Below are 19766 nucleotides of genomic sequence, written 5' to 3'. Positions count from 1 at the left end.
GCCATATATAAAATATGCCTTTGCCTTTGCTTACATATTTGCAGCCCGTTCCTATAAAATTATTTATAACGGTTCCATCTAGTATTTCAGAGAATTCAGGCCGCCGCCTCTCCTAATTCCTTTGGAGAGGCGGCGGCCCAGTTACCCCTTGATTCAACTCAAGGGGGCGTGTGTTTTAGGTATAACTCATCCAAATACCTTGCCATCTGTAATATTGACCACTCGATCACATAAATCTAGCATTCTTTCATCGTGCGTTACCATGATGGCCGCTTTATTTCTTGACTTCACCTCATGTGCAAGCATTTCAACAACATCCCTGCCTCTTTTGGAATCAAGACTTGCCGTTGGTTCATCCGCTAAAATGATTTCAGGATCATTCATCAGCGAACGGGCGATGGCTACACGCTGCCGCTCTCCGCCCGACAGTGCTTCAGGCAGGTGATCTGCCCGATTTCCAAGTCCAAGATGGCTAAGCAATTCGTCCGCTTTTTTCACAGTTTTTTTATCCCGCTTGCCAATCAGTTCGGAAATGAGTAGCAGCTGATCTCGTACAGTTAAATATGGAACAAGATTCGATGACTGGAATACAAACCCGATCTTTTCAAGGCGCACCCGAGTCAATTCCTTTGAGGATAGTGATGTAATATCCTCATCATTCAGCAGTAAGCGACCTTCGCTCGGAGATAGTAACGCACCCGCTATGGAAAGAAAAGTACTTTTTCCTGAGCCTGAAGGACCCACGATCGCGACGAATTCCCCCGCTTTCACATTCAGGGAAATATTATCAAGGGCTGTCACCTTATTAATGCCTTCCCCATAAATCTTACTGACGTTTTCAAATAATAGTTTATCCCTCATCATGATACCCTCCCTATTGCTTCGATTGCGTCTATCTTCGCTACTCGGTATAGTGATAGCAGCGAACCCAATAGGGATACAACCAAAAGTAACACGGAATATTTAATGACCAAATCGGTACTCAATACGAATGGCATTCCCTCTGGCATGATTAACGTGACGACATATGTCAGGGCAACACTGATGGCTATGCATGTCACTGCAAGCAGCATTACTTGACCAATAATACTTTTTGCCAGGTAGCCCGTATTGGCCCCGAGTGCTTTAAGAACTCCGAATTGATTCGTTTTTTGCAAGGTAATCACATAAAAGAATACAGCCAAAACGAATGCTGCTATGACAAACAAGAAAGCGATCATCATCGTCAATGTGCCCTGTTCCTCTTTGAACCCTGGTATACTCTGAAGGGATTCATCTTTAGAAATGAGCGTTACATCCTCAGGCAATGATTCACGTACATTCTCTTCTGCCTTCGAATCCATTTGCACTGCTATGGTGCTGATTGAATCCTCCCCTTGGTTTTTCAATGCAGGATTAATCTCCTGCCATCCCTTAACATTCATGTAAACAACAGGTGAATGGCTGTAAGACTGCTTTTCTGTAAAACCAACAATGGTGAAAACCTTACCTGATAGGTCATCTTTGAGTGAATCACCTAATTTATAGCCAACCTCTTTTAAAGAACGATCAGCAACTACTTCACCTTGTTTCTTATTGTCATAGTTCCTTCCTTCTATGACCTTCGGTGCTAAAATACCATTAGCATTGGTCGCAAAAATCGTGACATCCGTTTTTTCCGTTGACCCGATTTTATTCAATGTGGTCATCATTTGCCCAAGACCCTCGGCTGCTTTAACATCCGAGGAAGCACGGATTTCATCTAGTTTTTCCATGGATATGATCGATCGGTTCAATTTATTTTTAGAGTCATGCTCCATGACAAAATAGTCGGCCTTCATATTTTGTATGGATGAAGCATTATCTGAAGAAAGTCCATTAGCTAATCCTGAAATGATAAAGACAAGCAAAGCGACCAATACCATGATCAGTCCAATCAGCAGATAACGTAACTTTGAATGCTTTAGTTCACGTATTGCCAAAAACATCATTTCATCCCCCATTCCTTTTGTTTACCGATCAATTCCTACTTGATTCGGTATGACCCGATTGTAAACAATCAATATGAATGGAAGATGAACAAATGATTACATAAGGGGCAGCCGTATATAAAAAGTGGTCCCTTTGCCAAGTTCGCTTTGAACCTCAATCGTTCCGCCATGTAGTTCAACGGTCTTCTTCGTTATCGAAAGTCCTAAGCCACTGCCTGTTTCACTGCGATTTCTCACTTTATCGACTTTATAAAAGCGCTCAAGAATATAAGGGAGGTCTTCTTCTGGAATTCCCATTCCCGTGTCTGAAATCATCACTTCAACAAAGTTACCCATTTTTTTGAGTCGAATAACGATCGAACTGCCGCTTTCGGAGTATTTAATGCTGTTGGTTATCAAATTCGTCCATACTTGATTTAAAAGTTTCTCATCTGCAGTAACGACGGTTGATGGTAAATCCATTTCAATCACCATATTTTTTTCACGCCAATTCCATTCCAGCATAAACATCACTTGCCTTATTTGTTGTGCTAAATCGAAATTGGAACGTTGCAGCGGGTCATCCTCTTTATCCAAGGAAGCAAGCATTAGGAGCTGTTTGCTTAACAACGACATGCGCCTGCTTTCTTTTTCAATAATGGACAAGTAATTATTTCTTTGTTCCTTTGTTAATTCCTCAGATTGAAGGGTTTGAGAAAAACCTTGGATGGATGCGAGCGGAGATTGAATTTCATGAGAAACATTTGAAACGAATTCCTGTCTCATATCATCTAACCGCTGTATGCTTTGAGTCATTTTCGCGAAATGTTGTGCCAAATCCCCAATTTCATCACTCCGGGTAACATTCAATTTACTACTATAATCCCCATCAGCGATTCTCTTTGTAGCTTCTGTTAATTTCGTAATTGGCTTAACGATGAAACGCGTGTTAATAATAACAAATAAAAAACTGAGTAGGAGCGTAAGTACGAGCAAAACAGAAAGGTAAAAACGGAACTCTCCAAACTGCAGTTCTATATTCGGCCTTACAAACAATGCATGCCTTTCCCCATTCACGTTCATGGGAACGCCAATGCTATTGATTAATACATCCTCAAAAAAACCGGTAATAAATAGCCCATTATTATAATTGGCGATCCCTTGATACGTTTTTCCGTTCAAAACTCCGGAAATCGTGTCTGGATCCAAAGCCGTTTCCCGAAACGGCTCCCCATATAAAGTTCCTTCACCCTGCTCATTAAAAAGATACATTTGATAGTGCAATCCTGCTATATGATTTAAATAGTCATCAATATCCTGATCTGGGTTTTCCTCATATAAGGAGACAATCTCACTTGCCACTTTGCTTATCTTCTCGCCATTGTAAGGTTTCTGAACCTTATGATAATAGATATTGGAAATCAAAAAAGCGATGACACTCGCAAGCACCATGATCAAAATGGTTTGAATAACTATCCTGAAATATAGTGTTTTCACTTCCTATTGACCTCCAGTTTATAACCTAAGCCACGGACAGTCGTTATAACAAAATCATCCGTACGCCCGGCAAAACGTTCCCTTAACCGTTTAATATGGACATCAACCGTCCGATCATCCCCTTCAAAATCAGCACCCCACACCAATTCAATAAGCTGTTCACGCGTAAAGACCTGATCAGGAAAACTCCCCAGCTGAGCCAGCAGCTCAAATTCCTTAAGCGGCAGGAGCAACGTATTCCCCTTTATTCTCACTTCATAACTTTTCCGGTCAATAATCGTTTGATTCAATGATATGGATTCAGAATTCACCATACGGTACCTTCGCAATAGCGCTTTTATCCGAAATAGAAGTTCCCGTGGCTCAAATGGCTTGACGAGGTAATCATCCGTACCCGCAAAGTATCCCTTTTCCTTATCGATAAGTTGATCTTTGGCAGTCAATAAAATGACAGGCAGATCATATTGATCCCGGATTTCCTTACAAAGATCCAGTCCGTTTTTAAACGGCATCATAATATCAACAACCGCCAGATGGATCCGTTCCCTCTCCAGTTTCAAGGAAGCTTCATTCCCGTCCTTCGCTTCCGATACCATGTATCCTTCCTTTTCCAAATGAAATTTAAGCAACTCCCGAATATGCCGATCATCATCCGCAATTAATATATGTATCATAGAAACCACATCTCCACTTCTTTTATAGCTCTAGCTACACATACAATAGCAATAATTAAACCTGTAAAACAACAAATACTCATTCCAACTCCAGTTCCTTATAAATTAGTTTGCCACTAATAGGCAAAAAAAAGAAGATAAACAAAAAGGCGGCCAAGGTCTTCATGAACACCTTGGCCGCCTTTTTCCATCTGGTTACTTTTCATATTAACGGGGTTTTATAAATAGACTTAGATAGCAGATCAAAGCCCCGCTTAAAGCAGGGCTTCAATTAACTAAGGTTTTAATTGATCACTAAGCCAGCCATCAATATGATCTAAATTAAAAATCAGTAAATTATTTATGGGTCTTAGATGAGGTATCTTCTTATTTAATATTAGATCATCGATTTCCTTTTCGGTAATTGGATAATTTACCGATTCTAAGTAAATTATTAAACTTTTTATACCATAGGCCTTTCTCATTTAATCACCTCCCACCAAACCATCCTTATTCAAAAGAATAAAGAAACCTTAGTGCTAGATATTAAATGAAAGACAGCTTAATACTTTTTACCCAATTCCGGAAAAAATAATCCTCTTTTACTTTATGTAAACAACTTGGTGAACCAGTTTGTATAATAGTGGGTATAAAAATAGGCCCTTAACCTTAAAGGCTATTTAAATGAAAAAATTAATCCATTGAATAAGGCCTCCTCTCCTTGGTAATTCCCACTTAATCCTATTCCACATATTTGGATATATATATTTATCTGTTCGTTCAAACCTCATCTTTATAGCAAGTTCAGTGTTGGTTGTATCCAACAATACTTTTCCTGTTGTTCTTTCTTCTGATACTGGAAACAACTCTCCCTTATATTCAGCATAGGGATTAATAGAAAATAATTCATTAACTTCATTTACATAGGGAATCCATCCCATTTGGAAGGATTATGAATTAGACTTCCCCCGTTTATTCATTTTTTAACATAAAAAAAGAGTGCAGCTGCACCCTCTGAAATTCATACTTTTTTAATGCATTATCTGATTTCCTTTTCGTCAAATAAATGCGGAGCTTTCACCTTTTCCCCTTTTTTATGATTTGGATTTGGCTCTTTAGCTTCGATTTTAGCTTGGTCATAGACAGCGGTTCCGACAATTCCAGCAACATCTTGAAGCTTTTCTTTTGAGATTTTATCAATGGAATCATCAGGAGTATGATACCAAGGTTCTGATGGACTGTGGATGAATAAAGCAGCGGGAATCCCAGCCTCAGCGAAAGATACATGGTCACTGCGTCCGCCTTGTCCATATGGAGTAGGCTCGCCATTCAGCCTTGTACTTGATGCCTGAGCCAGCTCGGTCACAAGATTCAACTCTCCATCATTAGTCAAAATGACCAAATCTCCAGCGTCCTTGCTTCCCACCATATCCAGGTTGAAGTTTGCAATCGTCCGCTTGATCTCATCATCAGAGAGGTTCTCCACATAATTCTGTGAACCAAGCAATCCATTTTCCTCGGCCCCAAAGGTGACGAAGCGAAGTTCCGTATCTGTAGGAAGATTCTTCAGTGCACGTGCAAGTTCAAGTGTGACGGACGTGCCTGATGCATCATCATTCGCTCCAGGTGCCCCAGCGACGGAATCATGATGTCCAGTGATATAGATGATATCGCTCTTCTTAGCCTTAATGTTCTTTGTTGCTTTTTTTGTTGCCACCACGTTATAAGAGGTTTTCTCTCCGGTATGTGCTCCTTCAATCTTTAATGATGCTGCCAGTTTAACTCCAGCATTCAATTTTTCAAGCAGTGCTTCTCCATCCTTTTTCGTTATCGTGACAGATGGAATATACTGATCATTAGCCCCTCCAAGGGTCCCATTTAATTCCCCATCTGCATTATTGAATAGGATGATACCTGCTGCCCCTTTTTCTGCTGCATTCAATACTTTCTCTGCAAAAGTGAAGCTGCCTCTTTGAATAAGGGCGATTTTCCCTGTAACATCCGCTTTTTCAAGCTCTTCCTTCGTTCCTAAGCCGGCATATACCACTTCACCGGATAGATCACCATTAACTGAATAAGTTAAATGGTTCGCTTGGATTTCCTCATCAAACCCGTCAACGGACAGCTCGACCAGATTTGGGTCTGTATAGGATAAAAAACTGAACTCGTCAATATCGGCTTTATAGCCATAAGATTCGAACTGCTTTTTGATGAATTGGACGGCCTTATACTCCGAATCAGTACCGGCAACTCGAGGTGTTTGTGAGAGGTATTCAATATTCTTGTAGATTTTGTCGACATCGATCCTTTTAACGATTTGCTTGTCTGTGGATGGCACATGATGTACTGGAGAAGAACTCGGTGTTGCTAAAGCGGTAGTAGTGGTCCCGGCTGCTCCGAATGTTAATGCCGCGACTAATGATACGGATAGAAATTGTTTTTTCATAGATTGCCTGCCTCCTAGTTCAATAGATTCCCTCCATCATTTTACAATATACAGAAAATTCTAACTAGGTAGGTTTATCCCTATTAATCCATGTCTAAAGTAATGAATTTACAAATAAAAGAAATAGTTAGGTGATTTGACTCATAACAAAAGTCCTCAATCGTTTGATACTTTGTCATATTATATAAAAATACCTGGTATCCAAACAGGATTTTCGTTCTTTTTCGGGAAAATAATACAATAGAAATTGAATTTTTATAGGGAGAAGGCGCAAAGATGTCGATAACTAAATTTGTGATGCCGGAAGTGATTTTTGGAAAAGGTTCGATAGAACAAGCTGGCGAGGCCTGCTTACGGTTGGGTGCCAAAAAGGCGTTGATAGTCAGCGACTCCGGTGTTGCCAATGCTGGCTGGTTAGATAAAGTCATTGAATCCTGCCAAGATGTGGGTCTTGCCTTTGCTACCTTCATTGAAATGACGACCAACCCGAAAGACACGGAGATTGAAGCCGGCTGTTTGGCATTTAATGACCAAGAATGCGATGCCATCATTGGTTTGGGAGGAGGCAGTGCTTTGGATGTCGCCAAAGGGGTAGCCCTTTTAGCTACGAATGGTGGCATCATCAGTGATTATGAAGGTGTTGATAAAGTCCACTCTCCCCTCCCACCCATGGTGATGATTATGACTACGGCCGGATCAGGATCAGAGGTCTCTCAGTTTTCGGTGATCGTCGATTCATTCCGCGAGAAAAAAATGACGATCATTTCAAAATCACTCGTCCCCGATATTGCAATAATCGATCCTGGTACCTTAACCACCTTGGGACCGGATTTGACCGCGGCTACTGGAATGGATGTTTTAACCCACGCCATTGAATCCTACGTTTCTATCGCTGCGACACCGTTGACCGATGTACAAGCTAAAAACGCGTTGTCCATCGTTTCCCGTCACTTACGCCCCTCTGTAGCATCCAGGCATAATGAGGAAGCTAAAAACGCGATGGCGATGGCGAGCCTGCAAGCTGGACTAGCGTTTTCCAATGCCATTTTGGGAGCGGCCCATGCCATTTCACATGCAATTGGCGGAAAATACCTTCTTCCGCATGGTGAAATCAATGCGATACTGCTTCCCCATGTCATGGATTTTAATCGAATTGCCTCACCAAGGCGATTCAGTGAGATGGCAGACATCATGGGCATCGATACGCGGGCATTGACCGAGCAGCAAGCTGGAATGGCAGCCGTTCACTTCGTAAGGGAATTATCCCAGGATATAGGAGCTCCCAAGAGTTTAAGTGATGTCGGCATTACGAAAGAAATGATAGAACCCATAGGGATGACCGCACTTGAGGATGCCTGCATGATCACAAATCCTCGTGATATGTCATTAGAACAGATTAATCAGCTGCTTCTTACAGCCCTTTAAGAGGTGAAAGGCATGAATAAACTTGAATTGATAGATTTAATGACAGGTGTGAAATCTTCAAAAAAAACGTATTACACGGAACTTAAGAAAACCGTGGATCAGTTGAAGAAGAAAAATATGCAGCTTGAAATCATGAATGACATCACTAAAAATATGAATATTGAAATCGACATCCAGGAAATTCTCCGAAATGTCATTGCGAAACTCAAGCAGCTCATTACATTCGATGACAGTCATTTTATCATATTGTATGAGGAAGAACCTGCCCTGCTTCATATCTGCCCCAATGGTCACTGCGAACTTGAAATGGATTCCAATAACCTGTTACACCCTTTTCAGGATTTCTCGTCCGTCTTGAAAGACAAGCAGCCCATTCAGGTGGAAGTTACACGGTTACCGGACTTCCCAGAAAAAGAACGTCTAATATCCCTTGAAATTGAAACACTTCTATTAGTCCCTTTGTACGGAAAAAGTAAAAAAATCGGAATCTGGACTTTCGGAAGGAAGAAAAAGAAAACATGGCATAAAGATGAACTGGATTTTCTTGAGCAACTATCCAATCAGCTTGCACTTACTTTGGAGAATGCCCAGCTTTATAAGGAAGTTCTTCATTCCAAACAGGAGTGGGAGGATACGTTCAAGGCAGTTGAAGATATGATTATCGTCTTTGATCACAAAGGATCTGTCTATCAATCCAATGATTCTGCCCGGGACTTTTCCGACTTGGTTCCTTTAATTGAAGCATCCCAATCTCTTATTCAAGATACCTTTTCATTTAATATGCCAGGATTTCAGGAAATTCTCCTTCAGCATGATACCATCTTGGAAATGCATGCTTACCCGATTCAGAATAAGGAGCACCAAGTATATGGGGTCATTGCTTATTATAAAAATGTCACAGAAAGAAGACAGATGGAAGTCCAGCTATTACATGCCGGTAAACTTGGGGCGATTGGTGAAATGGCAGCTGGGATTGCCCATGAGTTGAACAGCCCATTAACGGCCATTCTTGGTAACTCGCAAATTTTATTACGGAAAACCCCACAGGACAATCCGGATTATATGCTATTGGACGACATTAAGATTTGCGGGGACCGATGCAGGCAAATCGTGAAAAGCCTGCTTACCTTTTCTAGGCAGGATGAGTATAGGTTCCACTATTACTCTATTAACGAGGCCATTCACCAGGTTCTGAACCTATTGAAGTTCCAACTTGGGAAGAAGCAAATCTCCCTCCATCTTAGCCTTCAGGAAGACCTTCCTTTCATAAAGGGCAGCCAGCCGCAGATCGAACAGATCATCATCAACTTGCTATTGAATGCCAAGGACGCATTGGATGAGTCTGCGCAATCGGAAAAATCGATTTCGATCGCTACCTATTCAGAAAACAAGTTCATGGTGGTTCAGGTGACTGATAACGGAACAGGGATTGAACAAGAACGCCTGCCCTTCATATTCCATCCCTTTCATACGACTAAAGACCGTGAAAAGGGTACAGGTTTGGGGCTGTCTGTAAGCCTTGGCATCGCCAAGGACCATGGCGGAAAGATCGACGTTTTGAGCACACCAGGACATGGAAGCACTTTTTTCCTGAGGCTTCCTATACAAGGAGAGGAAAGGGGATGATAAGGTGATTCATTTACTTGTGGTAGACGATGAGAAAGAGGTTGGGACTTTTCTATCCCGCCTTTTTACGATGAAAGGTTACCTCGTACAAGTTGTGAATAGCGGGAAGGAGTTTCATGAAATCGACTGGAATCAGCAGCGTTTTGATGTCGCAATGATAGATTTGAAGCTTCCGGATTGCGATGGACTTTCCCTCCTGCAGCATCTAAAACAACTGCAGCCGCGTTGCAAGGTACTGATCATGACCGGATACAGCACCGTCAAGACCGCTGTTGATGCCATGAAACTTGGCGCGAGTGATTACATGGAAAAACCCTTCGTGGATATTGAAGTACTGGAAAGGCAGATTGACAACCTATTGAATGAAAATGAAGCTTTGAACCAGCATTTCATCCATAAGCTTGCCGAGGATTCAGGACTCATTGTCGGTGAAAGTCCTTTAATGAAGAATTTGATTGAAACGGCCTTCAAGGTTGCCCAAAAATCCGTCAATGTATTAATCGAAGGAGAAACCGGAAGCGGGAAAGAAGTGCTTTCACGCTTCATCCACATAGCCAGCCCCCGAAACCATGAACCTTTTATCGGCATCAATTGCGGAGCGATCACTGAATCCCTGCTTGAAAGCGAATTATTCGGTCATGAAAAGGGCGCTTTCACCGGAGCGACCCAACTGAGAAAGGGTTTTTTCGAAATTGCGGGGAACGGGACGCTTTTCCTTGATGAAATTGCTGATGCAAGTCCGGCCATTCAAGTCAAATTACTTCGAGTTTTGGAAACGCGGGAATTCATGCGGGTTGGTAGTAGCGGGACATTACGGACGAACGCCCGTTTAGTGGCGGCCTCCAATGAAAACCTGCAGCAGGCAGTTGACAAAAAAACATTCCGGGAAGATCTATTTTATCGACTGAACGTTGTGACTCTAGAAATCCCGCCTTTAAGGAAACGTAAAGAGGATATTCCCCTGCTTGTCCGGCATTTGATTGAGAGAAATGGTCAGGGAGATATCTCTTTTTCCAATGTAGCCATTGAAAAGTTACAGCAACACAACTGGCCAGGCAACATACGCGAACTATCTAATGTGGTCATGCGGACGCTGACTCTCGCAGACCATAAGTCAGAAATAACCGCCAATGATATCTCACTAACTAACAGCCAGATTACTCCGAACAAGAAAGAGCCTCCGAATGAGACTGAGGCAACTGAAAACCTTCTTGAAGAGTGGCGAAAAAAGCTGGTGGCTGACTTTAATGAGAAAGATGAACTGATGCTTGAAGAAATCCTTACAGAAATCAAACAGCTTCAATCCACAATTGGAAAGGAACTCGTCTTGCAGGCGCTGCAAAAAACATACGGCAACCGGAATGAAGCTGCCAAACGCTTGCAGATATCCATAAGGAAACTGCGCTATATATTAAATGAGAAGAACCAGACATAAGACAAAAATACCAAAAAGGAGGATGCCCTTTTCTATGGCATCCTCCTTTTGTTCTTATTCTAAAGTCAATACGATGCGCCCGTTGATTTCTCCTTTTTCCATCATCGAAAACACGTCGTTGATTTCATCAAGTGTTCTTGTTTCAATATTTGTTCTTACTTTTCCCTCTGCCGCAAATTGAACAGCTTCCTGTAAGTCTTTTCTCGTGCCTACGATTGACCCTTTTACAGTTACCCCATTTAGTACTGTATCAAAAATCGGGATTGGAAGTTCATCATTCGGCAGTCCAACTACGACCAGTGTCCCGCCCCTCTTGACTGAACTGTATGCCTGTTCGAATGCCTTTTTCGTAACCGCTACAGAAATGGCTGCCTGCACACCACCAACTTTATCCTTTATGGCTTGTACAGGATCAGTCTTAAGCCCATTAACAGTGAAATCCGCCCCCAGCTCCGTTGCCAGATCAAGCTTATCATCTTGAATATCGACAGCAATGACATTAAAGCCCATCGCTTTCGCATATTGAAGGGCAACATGTCCCAATCCGCCAATTCCATAGATCGCTACCCAATCACCAGGTTTCGCTTCTGATACTTTAAGTGCTTTATAAGTCGTTACACCCGCACAGAAAATCGGTGAAACTTCCGCAAAGTCTAGCCCTTCAGGAACCTTCACCACATATTTGGCAGGTGCTTTACAGTATTCCGCATATCCCCCGTCCACGGAATAGCCTGCATTCAGTTGATCCAAGCAAAGCGTCTCCCTTCCAGTCAGACAATACTCACAATCGCCACAGGCCGAGTAAAGCCATGGGATCCCAACACGGTCACCTACTTTCAAGGAAGTTACGCCTTCTGCCACCTTTTCTATAATGCCTACACCCTCATGTCCAGGGATAAGCGGAAGTTTAGGTTTAACTGGCCAATCGCCATGTACCGCATGTAAATCGGTATGACACACGCCACATGCTTTAATTTTCACTAATATCTCACCATAAACCAAGTCTGGGATGGGTACTTCTTTAATCTCAAGTTCTTGGTTGAATTCATTGACGACTGCTGCCTTCATTGTCCTAATCTGTTGTTTTGCATTGAAAGTGCTTTCCCCTTGTTTTACATTCATGATTCATATTCCTCCCTTAATTTAAGTGGATATTTTTTTTACTACCACACATACAAGATGCAAGTGCCATGCCACTTCAAAAGGCCAAGACAACAGCATTCACTAAAAAAAAGTGCCGAAAAGTCGGCACTTCTGGACGAATTAACGGCTCAAATCGGACGAAATCCGGTTTGTATATTGCAGACCAAATAGCTCACCCTATAAATAGGAGGTGTCTAAAACATGGACCAATTTGAAAAAGCCTATGAATCCTATAAACAGCAAGGAACACCGCAAGCAAACCAACTTGATTCAGCTGGAAAAGAAGAAATCATCGCCGTAAGGAAAAATGAAGAGGACAATATTATCGCCATCAAGACGGACTCCGGCCGCGAGCTCGACTACCCCACTGCCCTTTCGGAAGCCAAAGCAGGCAACCTGGCCAATGTTGACGTCTTTCATAAATATGGCCGTGACATATTGCGGAGTGAGCCCGATGGGATAAAAGAAAATAACCTGGATCAACTACCGGAGTTTTAAGTTTACGGGGAAACTGCCTGATATGGGCAGTTTTTTCTGTCTGGATCTAAACGATAAAAAAGAACCAGCATGATAGCCGGATCCTTATTTTTCATACTGATAGGATTCAGAGATTTCGAGCAGTTGGCCACAGGACTCGACAACCTCAATGATTTCCATCCACGACATGTCCAGACCCAGTTCATTAGCATGGGAAATCTTATCACGTAATTTCCGGATGGCATTGGCATCCTTTTTCCCTTTACTTTTTGAAGGGATTTGGAAGAAACACCTCAGTTGTTTATCCTTATGTATGATGTCGAATTTATCACTGATTTGCAGGCACTCTATTAAATTGATATCTTCATTTTTATCGATTCTCCTCCTATATAATTCGGTTGCTTTTTCTAAACGGTCTTCGCTGATCATTGGATGCCAGGTGCCATCGCCAAATCTATCCATGATGATATCGCTCATCCTCATTTCCAATAAGGTAATATATCCGAATATGAGCATCCTGATTGGAGGCTTTTGAAGGTCGGCATGGGTGATCAACTTTTTAATTGAATTATTCTCCAATACGAACACCCTTGTTTTATTCTTAAAAATATGGAGAAGCTGGATCAAAGGGGTTGAATCCGAAACCATTTCCCTTGGTGAAAAATTTCTTAAATATTCCGAAACGCTCCCTTCACCTAGTTCTTCCCTATCTATATATCCGATGATTTCTCCTTGATCTTGCACTGCCAATATATCAAAATTCTTTTTTTCCAGAGCTTTCTGGATATCCAGCGCCAGATCGTTTTTATGGCAAAACTCAAGCTCCTGGGCTATGCTCTTTACCGTGATATTTTCCTCATAAAGAGTTTTAAGACTAAGATAGCTGCTATTGCTTTTCCCATGGCTTCCAATTAACATCTTTCATCCTCCGCTTATGAACTTTCTGCACGTTTTACCAATCACGAACCGCTTTAAGAGCGTTTGCCTCTTCAAAAGTTTTGGAGCAATCGCATTCGAACAAGTTTATAAGGCTTTAACCGCTAACTGAATAATAAAATGTCCATGTCATCAATAAATAAAGTCCACCCATGTGGACTCAATCCCATTCATCTGGATCTTTTTGGCACCATAAATCAAATGCCATCAACAGCATTGCCTACCGCCGTTTCCTCATTCCCCTCTCCTTCCCAAGCCTTACAAACATCCACCCAACCCTTTGCTCCTGAATATTCAAATAATTCAGCGAGTGTAAGTTCTATTGCAGAGTTCGTACTGCCGCATGCCGGGAACAATGACTCAAAGCGCTTCATTGATACATCAAGAAAAACATCTAGATTGTTTGCAAGTCCGAATGGGCAAACTCCTCCGATGGCATGGCCTGTTTGTTCGAGCACTTCCTCAGGTGATAACATTCGTGCCTTGAATCCGAACACCTGACGAAATTTCTTATTATCCACTTTTGCGTCCCCTGCCGCTACAACCAAAATAGCATGTTCACCTTCCCCCCTAAAGGAAAGAGTCTTAGCGATCCGTGCTGGGATAACGCCGATGGTAACTGCTGCCTCAATCACCGTAGCACTCGATGTTTCGAACTCCATTACATCGCCTTCCCGGTCCCATTGTTTAAAATGGCTTTTGACACTCTTGATACACATATAATTTTCACTCCTTTGAAGTTCATACAAAAATAATATCATCCTTCATTACAATAAATCAAAATCCTTTTGGACTTCCCCTGCCTTATAAATACAACCATTCTTTACAAATTGACCAAACAAGCTTACATGAGATACTATTAATCTTCGGGCAAAAGCCTTAACGTGGTTCGTAACCATCCCACGATAAAAAACTAGGGAGAGAGTAAAATGAATGTTCGTACACTCGTGATAAACGGGTTATTGGCTGCCTTGTATGTGGCGGTCTCATTGGTGTTTAAACCAATTGCTTTTGAGATGTTCCAATTTCGTGTACCGGAAATGTTGAATCATCTGATTGTATTCAATAAAAAGTATATCTACGGTATCGTGGGCGGCGTCTTCATATCTAATCTGCTTTTTTCGCCGATGGTGCCATTTGATTTGATTTTCGGGGTAGGGCAATCCGTACTCGCCTTATTGCTTGTCATTTTTGTATCTCGGTTCATAAAAAGCATTAAAGGACGAATGTTCGCCACGATTATCTTTTTCACATTCACAATGTTCTTAATTGCAATTGAACTGAACCTTGCCTTTGGCTTACCATTCTGGTTAAGCTGGATGACCACGGCTGTTGGTGAGTTCGTTGTCCTCTTGATTGGTGCGCCAATTATTTATGGAATGAACAAAAGAATTCAGTTTGAAAAGTGGCTATAAAGGAATCCTCGCGTCGTTAACCCACTATAATGTAAACAGAGCTGTCTGCATCATGCGACAGCTCTGTTTTCACCAATGAACTTGAAAATGATAAACTATTAGTCAGAATGGTGGTGACCCTTTGAAAAAAGTCCTGACTTTAACCGGTCTATTGGTAATGGCATTATTTATTTTTTCAAATGCAGAATTATTTACTTTGATTTGGAAAAGTGACTTGGATTCAGTTATTGGCATATTGATGGAAAACTTATTGCTTACATTTATTGTGACATTCGTATTGATGTTTGTCCAAAATTCATTTACAATCATCCCCTTAATATTGCTCCTGACTATCAATGTCACGATATTCGGATTCATATATGGCTACCTATGGAGTTGGTTTACAAGTGTTGTTGCGTCAGGGTTTATTTTTTATGCAGCAAGAAACTGGTTTCAGGAACCTCTTTTAAAGAAGATGGGAAAAAAGTGGCAAGAAACTGTTGTAGAGCATGGTTTCATGTACGTTTTTACCGGCAGGATTTTCCCGCTTATCCCAACAAGTTTAATTAACTTGGCAGCTGGAGTCAGCACCGTCACTTTCAAGGATTTTTTATTTGCGACGGCACTAGGCAACCTTATATACTTTTTCTTCCTATCTCTAATCCCATATGGATTCCTATCCGTTGAAATGAACCAATATACGCTAGCTGCACTTGCACTCCTTTTCTTACTATTTTTCATTATCTATAAGCGTGCAAAAAAGAAAAAGAAACTATCCTTATTCAGAAAAAACAGGTGACCGCATTGGCCCCTGTTTTTTTATTTAGGATTCTGCATATATTTTTTTCCGATAGTTTGTTAAAATGTGTATGTAATTTTACCTTTGAAATGTCTTAAAATCAGGGAGAATCTCCATGTCCAAACGCTCCATTTTAGCAATTTATATCCTATCCGGGATTCTTACACTAGTCGTGTTCGACTATTTTTTAACTACAAATATCCATAACAAAGAGTTCTTCATTCAACTTCAAAGAGCGGAAGGCATTTTTTTCCTTTTATCTATAGGCTTGATCTTATACCTTTACTTAGCTAAAAGGGAAGAATTCAAACAATTAAAAGAAGCGGAACAACGTCGGCGTACCCTCATCAATTCAATGGTGGATTTCGTTAACTTCAAGGATGGTGATGGCCGATGGCTTGAATCCAATGCCTTCGGGCTGCAATTATTTCAATTGGAGCATGTAGACTATAAAGGAAAAAAAGACAGCGAACTCGCAGAATACTCCGAATTTTATAAAGAGGCGTTGATATACTGTGAAGGTTCCGATGAAGAAACGTGGGTAAAAGGGGAAATCACAAGATGTGAGGAAATCATCCCTCTTCCCAACGGCAATCACAAGACCTTTGATACAATCAAAGTTCCTCTGTTCCATGAGGATGGTTCACGAAAAGGCTTAGTCGTCATTGGCAGGGATATTTCTGAAAGGGTTGTCGCGGAGAAACAATTATTCGATAGTGAACAACGCTATAAATCATTGTTTGAACACAATCCTTATCCGATGCTGATGCTTGATTTAAACGGATTGATCACGACCGTAAATCCAAGGTTTGAAACGGTAACAGGCTTTCAAAAAGAAGAAATACATGGTGCCTCATTCATTAATTTGAAATTTTCAGCAGAAGATGCGGATTTAATCCGTACATCTTGCCAATATGTCATGGAAAACCATAAGGGGATCAAAAAAGGGAAAGATATAGAATTCATAACGAAGTACGGGAAGTCCATCTTACTTTCATGTACGTTTGTCCCGATGATGGTTGGCGAAGATTTGGTCGGGATCATCACTTATGCTAAAGAGGTCACTCAAATTCGAGAAACTGAAGCACGCTTGAGAAGAACCGAAAAATTGTCGATAGTTGGCGAGCTAGCCGCAAGTGTAGCCCACGAAGTACGAAACCCGTTGACTTCTTTAAAGGGCTTCGTCCAGCTGCTTAAAAAGAGCGACCATCCCTATGAACAATACTACACGATTATGTTAAGTGAATTGGACCGGATCAATCTAATTGTAAGTGAGTTACTCGTTCTGGCAAAACCACAGGAACTTCCATTCAGCAAACATCAAATCATCGAACTGATGAATGATGTCAAAACATTGTTGAAACCAGAGGCGGACTCGTACCCCACCCAAATATCAATATCTGTTAAAAACGAAATACCGCTTCTGTTATGTGAGGCAAACCAATTAAAACAAGTATTCATTAACATGCTCAAGAATTCAATGGAGGCATCCGCCGATCACATTTTGATTGATTTCGAGCGCATGGACAATAACCTTTCCATTACCATCAAAGATAATGGAAGCGGAATAGAAAAAAAACGGTTAAAGCATCTTGGTGAACCTTTCTATTCTTCTAAAGAAAAAGGAACAGGGTTAGGATTGACAGTCAGCTGCCGAATCATTGAAGCGCACCGGGGGAAGGTCCGTTTTAACAGCGAACTAAACCATGGAACCGAGGTCCAAATCATTTTGCCCATATAAGTATAAATCGGAGGACAAGCCTTTATCTTGTCCTTTTTGCAGGTTTCGGAACTATACTTGATAAAATTAAAATAGGGAGGTAAAGAAATCCTTGATTTCCCTCAAGAATGACACAGCCTCATCAGGTTGGTTCCCCTTTAAGTATCCTTTGCCCTCCTGCGTTATTGGATGTAACGGTCTCTGTTTTGCCAGCTGTACCCATTTGCGTTGCCTCAATTACCGCCTCTTTTTTTTGACATCATCCACGGTCTCTTCCTTATCCTTATCCTTTTCCACATCCATATCCTTTAGAAAAACAAGGACTACGTCGCTCCCGATCCTTTAAAACTGTAACTGAAATAGCCGTCTTTGCTTTATCCTTGAAAAATTACTTCTTAATCGGGTTTGCGCCACAGGCCTATTGATTTTTACGTAAGGGAATCACCACCAATATTTCCCATCCGATGTTTTATTGGCTATAATGGTGGAAGCTAGGCAAATCTAACCTTATTGTTATCACTTTTTTAGTGAACCTCTCAAACTGCCTTTAGATAACTAATTTATTTTCACTGTTTTTTCACATTTTCCTTTTATAATAAGCTTACATAATCTGATGAAAGGATGATGGCACACCAAGATGAAGAATTATTTATGGCTGGTAGTCAGCCTATTCAGTTTGCTTTTATACCCGGCAATGGCTTCTGGTCATGCTACAGTAATAAGCTCTAATCCTAGCCCGAATGAAGTGATGGATACACTTCCTGAAAAGATCAGCATTCAATTCAGTGAGAATATACAACCAGCTTTCCATTCGCTTGAGGTATTCAGCCAAGATGGGGACAAAATTCAAATTCAAGATAGTGCAATCTCGGAACAAAGTGAAAAAGTACTGGAAGCTAAGTGGAAAGGCACTATTGATGAAGGGATTTACTACATAAAATGGAGAGTGGTTTCCAGCGATGGCCATCCCATTGAAGGGACAATCCCCTTTCAATTTGGAGATTCAACGGTCCTACCAAATCAAGAAATTTCCAAAGTGAACGCAGGTTTTCCGGATTCCATCACCGTTTTCCTGCAAAGTCTTCAATACATATGCTTCGCGGCCCTTACCGGAATCCTTTTTTTCCAATTATCTTTAATGAAGGGTTCTCGTCTTTTTGAAGCCAGCAGCAGGGCTCGTCTATACCTTTGGCTTTCATATGCAGGTCTAGCATTTTCCATCTTCTGCAGTCTGCCTTTAAAAGTGACGATTGACGCTGGTGTAGGTTGGGCGGATGCGTTTAATGGGACTTTTATAAAAGAAGTATTGAATGCTACAAGCTTCGGTACCATCTGGATCATAGAAATTCTATTGTTGCTCCTTCTGTTTTTAGTTATTTATTTCATGCTCGAGAACACACTGATTAAATCACTACCCTTCCTTTCTTTCATCATAATAGCAATCTTGATGGTTTGTAAGGCTTTAACTGGACATACGGCAGCTGTTCCTAATCAGGTTCTGGCCGTTTTGATGGATTTCCTCCACTTATTGTCCATGGCTTTATGGCTTGGCGGCCTTTTGGCCTTATTGGTTATTTTGCCTGGACTTGCTAATCGGCAGGCAGACGATAAGAAAATCTTTTACTGGTCAATCATTCAAAGGTTTTCCAGATGGTCGTTTCTGTTTGTAATCATACTGATCATTAGCGGGATCTATAGCAGTTTACAGCATGTACCGACTATCCATTCATTGATAAATACAACATATGGACAATTGTTACTTGCGAAAATTGGTCTCATGTTAGTCATGATCGTTTTAGGGGCCTTTCATTATTTCAGGGGGAAAAAGCGGGTTAAAAAACTTGGTTATAGTGTGGGAATGGAGTTTGGTTTAGGAATCGTCGTACTCATTGTTGCGGCTCTATTGACAAATGTCCAAACTGCCATGTCTTCTCCCGGTCCAATAGAGAAAACGTTACTGACTAATGAAAATAATGAGGTCACATTAATGGTGACTCCGAATAAAGTCGGGGATAACCTGATTCAAGTAGATCTATCCAATGGAGGCAAGCCGATAGCTGAAATAGAACAGCTTACAATCACTATGCAGCCAGTAGATACGCCAGGCGGTGAGATAAAGCTGCAAATGAAGGAAAAAAGCACAGGTACATTTGCATCAAAGTCTATAATAACCATGCCAGGAAAGTGGAATATCCATATTCACGGATTAACTGATAGCCTGGATTCAATCAATGCTGATTTTACAATTTTCATAGGGAATTCATAA

17 protein-coding genes and 1 riboswitch are annotated in these 19766 nt (G+C 41.2%); of the genes, 8 read left to right on the top strand and 9 right to left on the bottom strand.

The features are described from left to right. Nucleotides 1–186: 186 nt before the first annotated feature. The 6 genes from SB775_RS09660 to SB775_RS09635 all read right to left on the bottom strand — a co-directional run bounded on the left by SB775_RS09660 (nucleotide 187) and on the right by SB775_RS09635 (nucleotide 6545). A complete protein-coding gene (locus tag SB775_RS09660; protein WP_410861453.1) occupies nucleotides 187–864 on the bottom strand; it encodes an ABC transporter ATP-binding protein in 678 nt (225 codons plus the stop codon). Next, nucleotides 861–1967 carry an ABC transporter permease gene (locus tag SB775_RS09655; RefSeq protein ID WP_410861452.1) on the bottom strand — a complete coding sequence of 369 codons (1107 nt, stop codon included), beginning with the start codon at nucleotides 1965–1967 and terminating at the stop codon, nucleotides 861–863. The genes SB775_RS09660 and SB775_RS09655 overlap by 4 nt, the downstream gene beginning before the upstream one ends. Before the next feature lie 99 nt (nucleotides 1968–2066). Next, nucleotides 2067–3446 carry a sensor histidine kinase gene (locus SB775_RS09650; RefSeq protein ID WP_289321144.1) on the bottom strand — a complete coding sequence of 460 codons (1380 nt, stop codon included), beginning with the start codon at nucleotides 3444–3446 and terminating at the stop codon, nucleotides 2067–2069. Next, nucleotides 3443–4120, bottom strand: a complete 678-nt coding sequence (locus SB775_RS09645) for a response regulator transcription factor (RefSeq protein WP_061461320.1) — start codon at nucleotides 4118–4120, stop codon at nucleotides 3443–3445. Before SB775_RS09645 ends, SB775_RS09650 begins: the two co-directional genes overlap by 4 nt. A 275-nt stretch (nucleotides 4121–4395) precedes the next feature. Beyond that, nucleotides 4396–4584 carry a hypothetical protein gene (locus SB775_RS09640; RefSeq protein ID WP_061461318.1) on the bottom strand — a complete coding sequence of 63 codons (189 nt, stop codon included), beginning with the start codon at nucleotides 4582–4584 and terminating at the stop codon, nucleotides 4396–4398. Nucleotides 4585–5138: 554 nt separating this feature from the next. Continuing rightward, nucleotides 5139–6545 (bottom strand): M28 family peptidase, encoded by a 1407-nt coding sequence (locus tag SB775_RS09635; protein ID WP_410861451.1) that lies wholly within the window; start codon nucleotides 6543–6545, stop codon nucleotides 5139–5141. A 276-nt stretch (nucleotides 6546–6821) separates the two neighbouring features. Between SB775_RS09635 and SB775_RS09630 the strand changes: the two genes are divergently transcribed. Genes SB775_RS09630 through SB775_RS09620 form a run of 3 tightly spaced genes read left to right on the top strand, consistent with a single transcriptional unit; the run spans nucleotide 6822 to nucleotide 11031 of the window. Further along, entirely contained in the window at nucleotides 6822–7970 is a 1149-nt protein-coding gene (locus SB775_RS09630) for an iron-containing alcohol dehydrogenase (protein ID WP_089362542.1), read from the top strand. A gap of 12 nt (nucleotides 7971–7982) precedes the next feature. Beyond that, nucleotides 7983–9596 carry a sensor histidine kinase gene (locus SB775_RS09625; protein ID WP_410861450.1) on the top strand — a complete coding sequence of 538 codons (1614 nt, stop codon included), beginning with the start codon at nucleotides 7983–7985 and terminating at the stop codon, nucleotides 9594–9596. A gap of 4 nt (nucleotides 9597–9600) precedes the next feature. Continuing rightward, nucleotides 9601–11031, top strand: a complete 1431-nt coding sequence (locus tag SB775_RS09620; protein ID WP_410861449.1) for a sigma-54-dependent transcriptional regulator — start codon at nucleotides 9601–9603, stop codon at nucleotides 11029–11031. Nucleotides 11032–11085: 54 nt separating this feature from the next. Here the strand turns inward: SB775_RS09620 and adhP are convergent, their stop codons facing one another. Beyond that, entirely contained in the window at nucleotides 11086–12099 is a 1014-nt protein-coding gene (adhP, locus tag SB775_RS09615) for an alcohol dehydrogenase AdhP (RefSeq protein WP_061465944.1), read from the bottom strand. A 276-nt stretch (nucleotides 12100–12375) separates the two neighbouring features. Here adhP and SB775_RS09610 point away from each other — a divergent pair, with 276 nt between their 5' ends. Further along, nucleotides 12376–12672, top strand: a complete 297-nt coding sequence (locus SB775_RS09610; RefSeq protein ID WP_061461310.1) for a DUF3892 domain-containing protein — start codon at nucleotides 12376–12378, stop codon at nucleotides 12670–12672. 84 nt (nucleotides 12673–12756) lie between these two features. On the opposite strand, the gene SB775_RS09605 is transcribed toward SB775_RS09610, so the two are convergent. Together SB775_RS09605 and SB775_RS09600 are read right to left on the bottom strand one after the other, a co-directional pair. Beyond that, nucleotides 12757–13569, bottom strand: coding sequence for a hypothetical protein (locus SB775_RS09605; protein WP_089362539.1), 813 nt, complete (start codon nucleotides 13567–13569; stop codon nucleotides 12757–12759). A gap of 215 nt (nucleotides 13570–13784) precedes the next feature. Beyond that, complete coding sequence (locus SB775_RS09600; RefSeq protein ID WP_410861448.1) at nucleotides 13785–14306, bottom strand: YbaK/EbsC family protein; 522 nt, start codon at nucleotides 14304–14306, stop codon at nucleotides 13785–13787. Between the two features lie 159 nt (nucleotides 14307–14465). Continuing rightward, a riboswitch (PreQ1 riboswitch) is annotated at nucleotides 14466–14510 on the top strand. Between the two features lie 6 nt (nucleotides 14511–14516). Here SB775_RS09600 and SB775_RS09595 point away from each other — a divergent pair. The 4 genes from SB775_RS09595 (at nucleotide 14517) to SB775_RS09580 (ending at nucleotide 19766) form a co-directional block, all read left to right on the top strand. Further along, on the top strand, nucleotides 14517–15002 hold the full coding sequence (locus SB775_RS09595) for a QueT transporter family protein (protein WP_410861447.1): 486 nt from the start codon (nucleotides 14517–14519) through the stop codon (nucleotides 15000–15002). 121 nt (nucleotides 15003–15123) lie between these two features. Continuing rightward, entirely contained in the window at nucleotides 15124–15780 is a 657-nt protein-coding gene (locus tag SB775_RS09590; protein ID WP_089362536.1) for a TVP38/TMEM64 family protein, read from the top strand. 115 nt (nucleotides 15781–15895) lie between these two features. Continuing rightward, nucleotides 15896–17521: a PAS domain S-box protein gene (locus SB775_RS09585; protein WP_410861446.1), complete on the top strand. Its 1626-nt coding sequence runs from the start codon at nucleotides 15896–15898 to the stop codon at nucleotides 17519–17521. Nucleotides 17522–18137: 616 nt separating this feature from the next. Next, nucleotides 18138–19766 carry a copper resistance protein CopC gene (locus SB775_RS09580; RefSeq protein WP_410861445.1) on the top strand — a complete coding sequence of 543 codons (1629 nt, stop codon included), beginning with the start codon at nucleotides 18138–18140 and terminating at the stop codon, nucleotides 19764–19766.

This window comes from Peribacillus sp. SIMBA_075 (assembly GCF_046534585.1).
The sequence above is the reverse complement of the archived record's forward strand: the minus strand, read 5'-3'. Positions and strand labels throughout refer to the sequence as shown.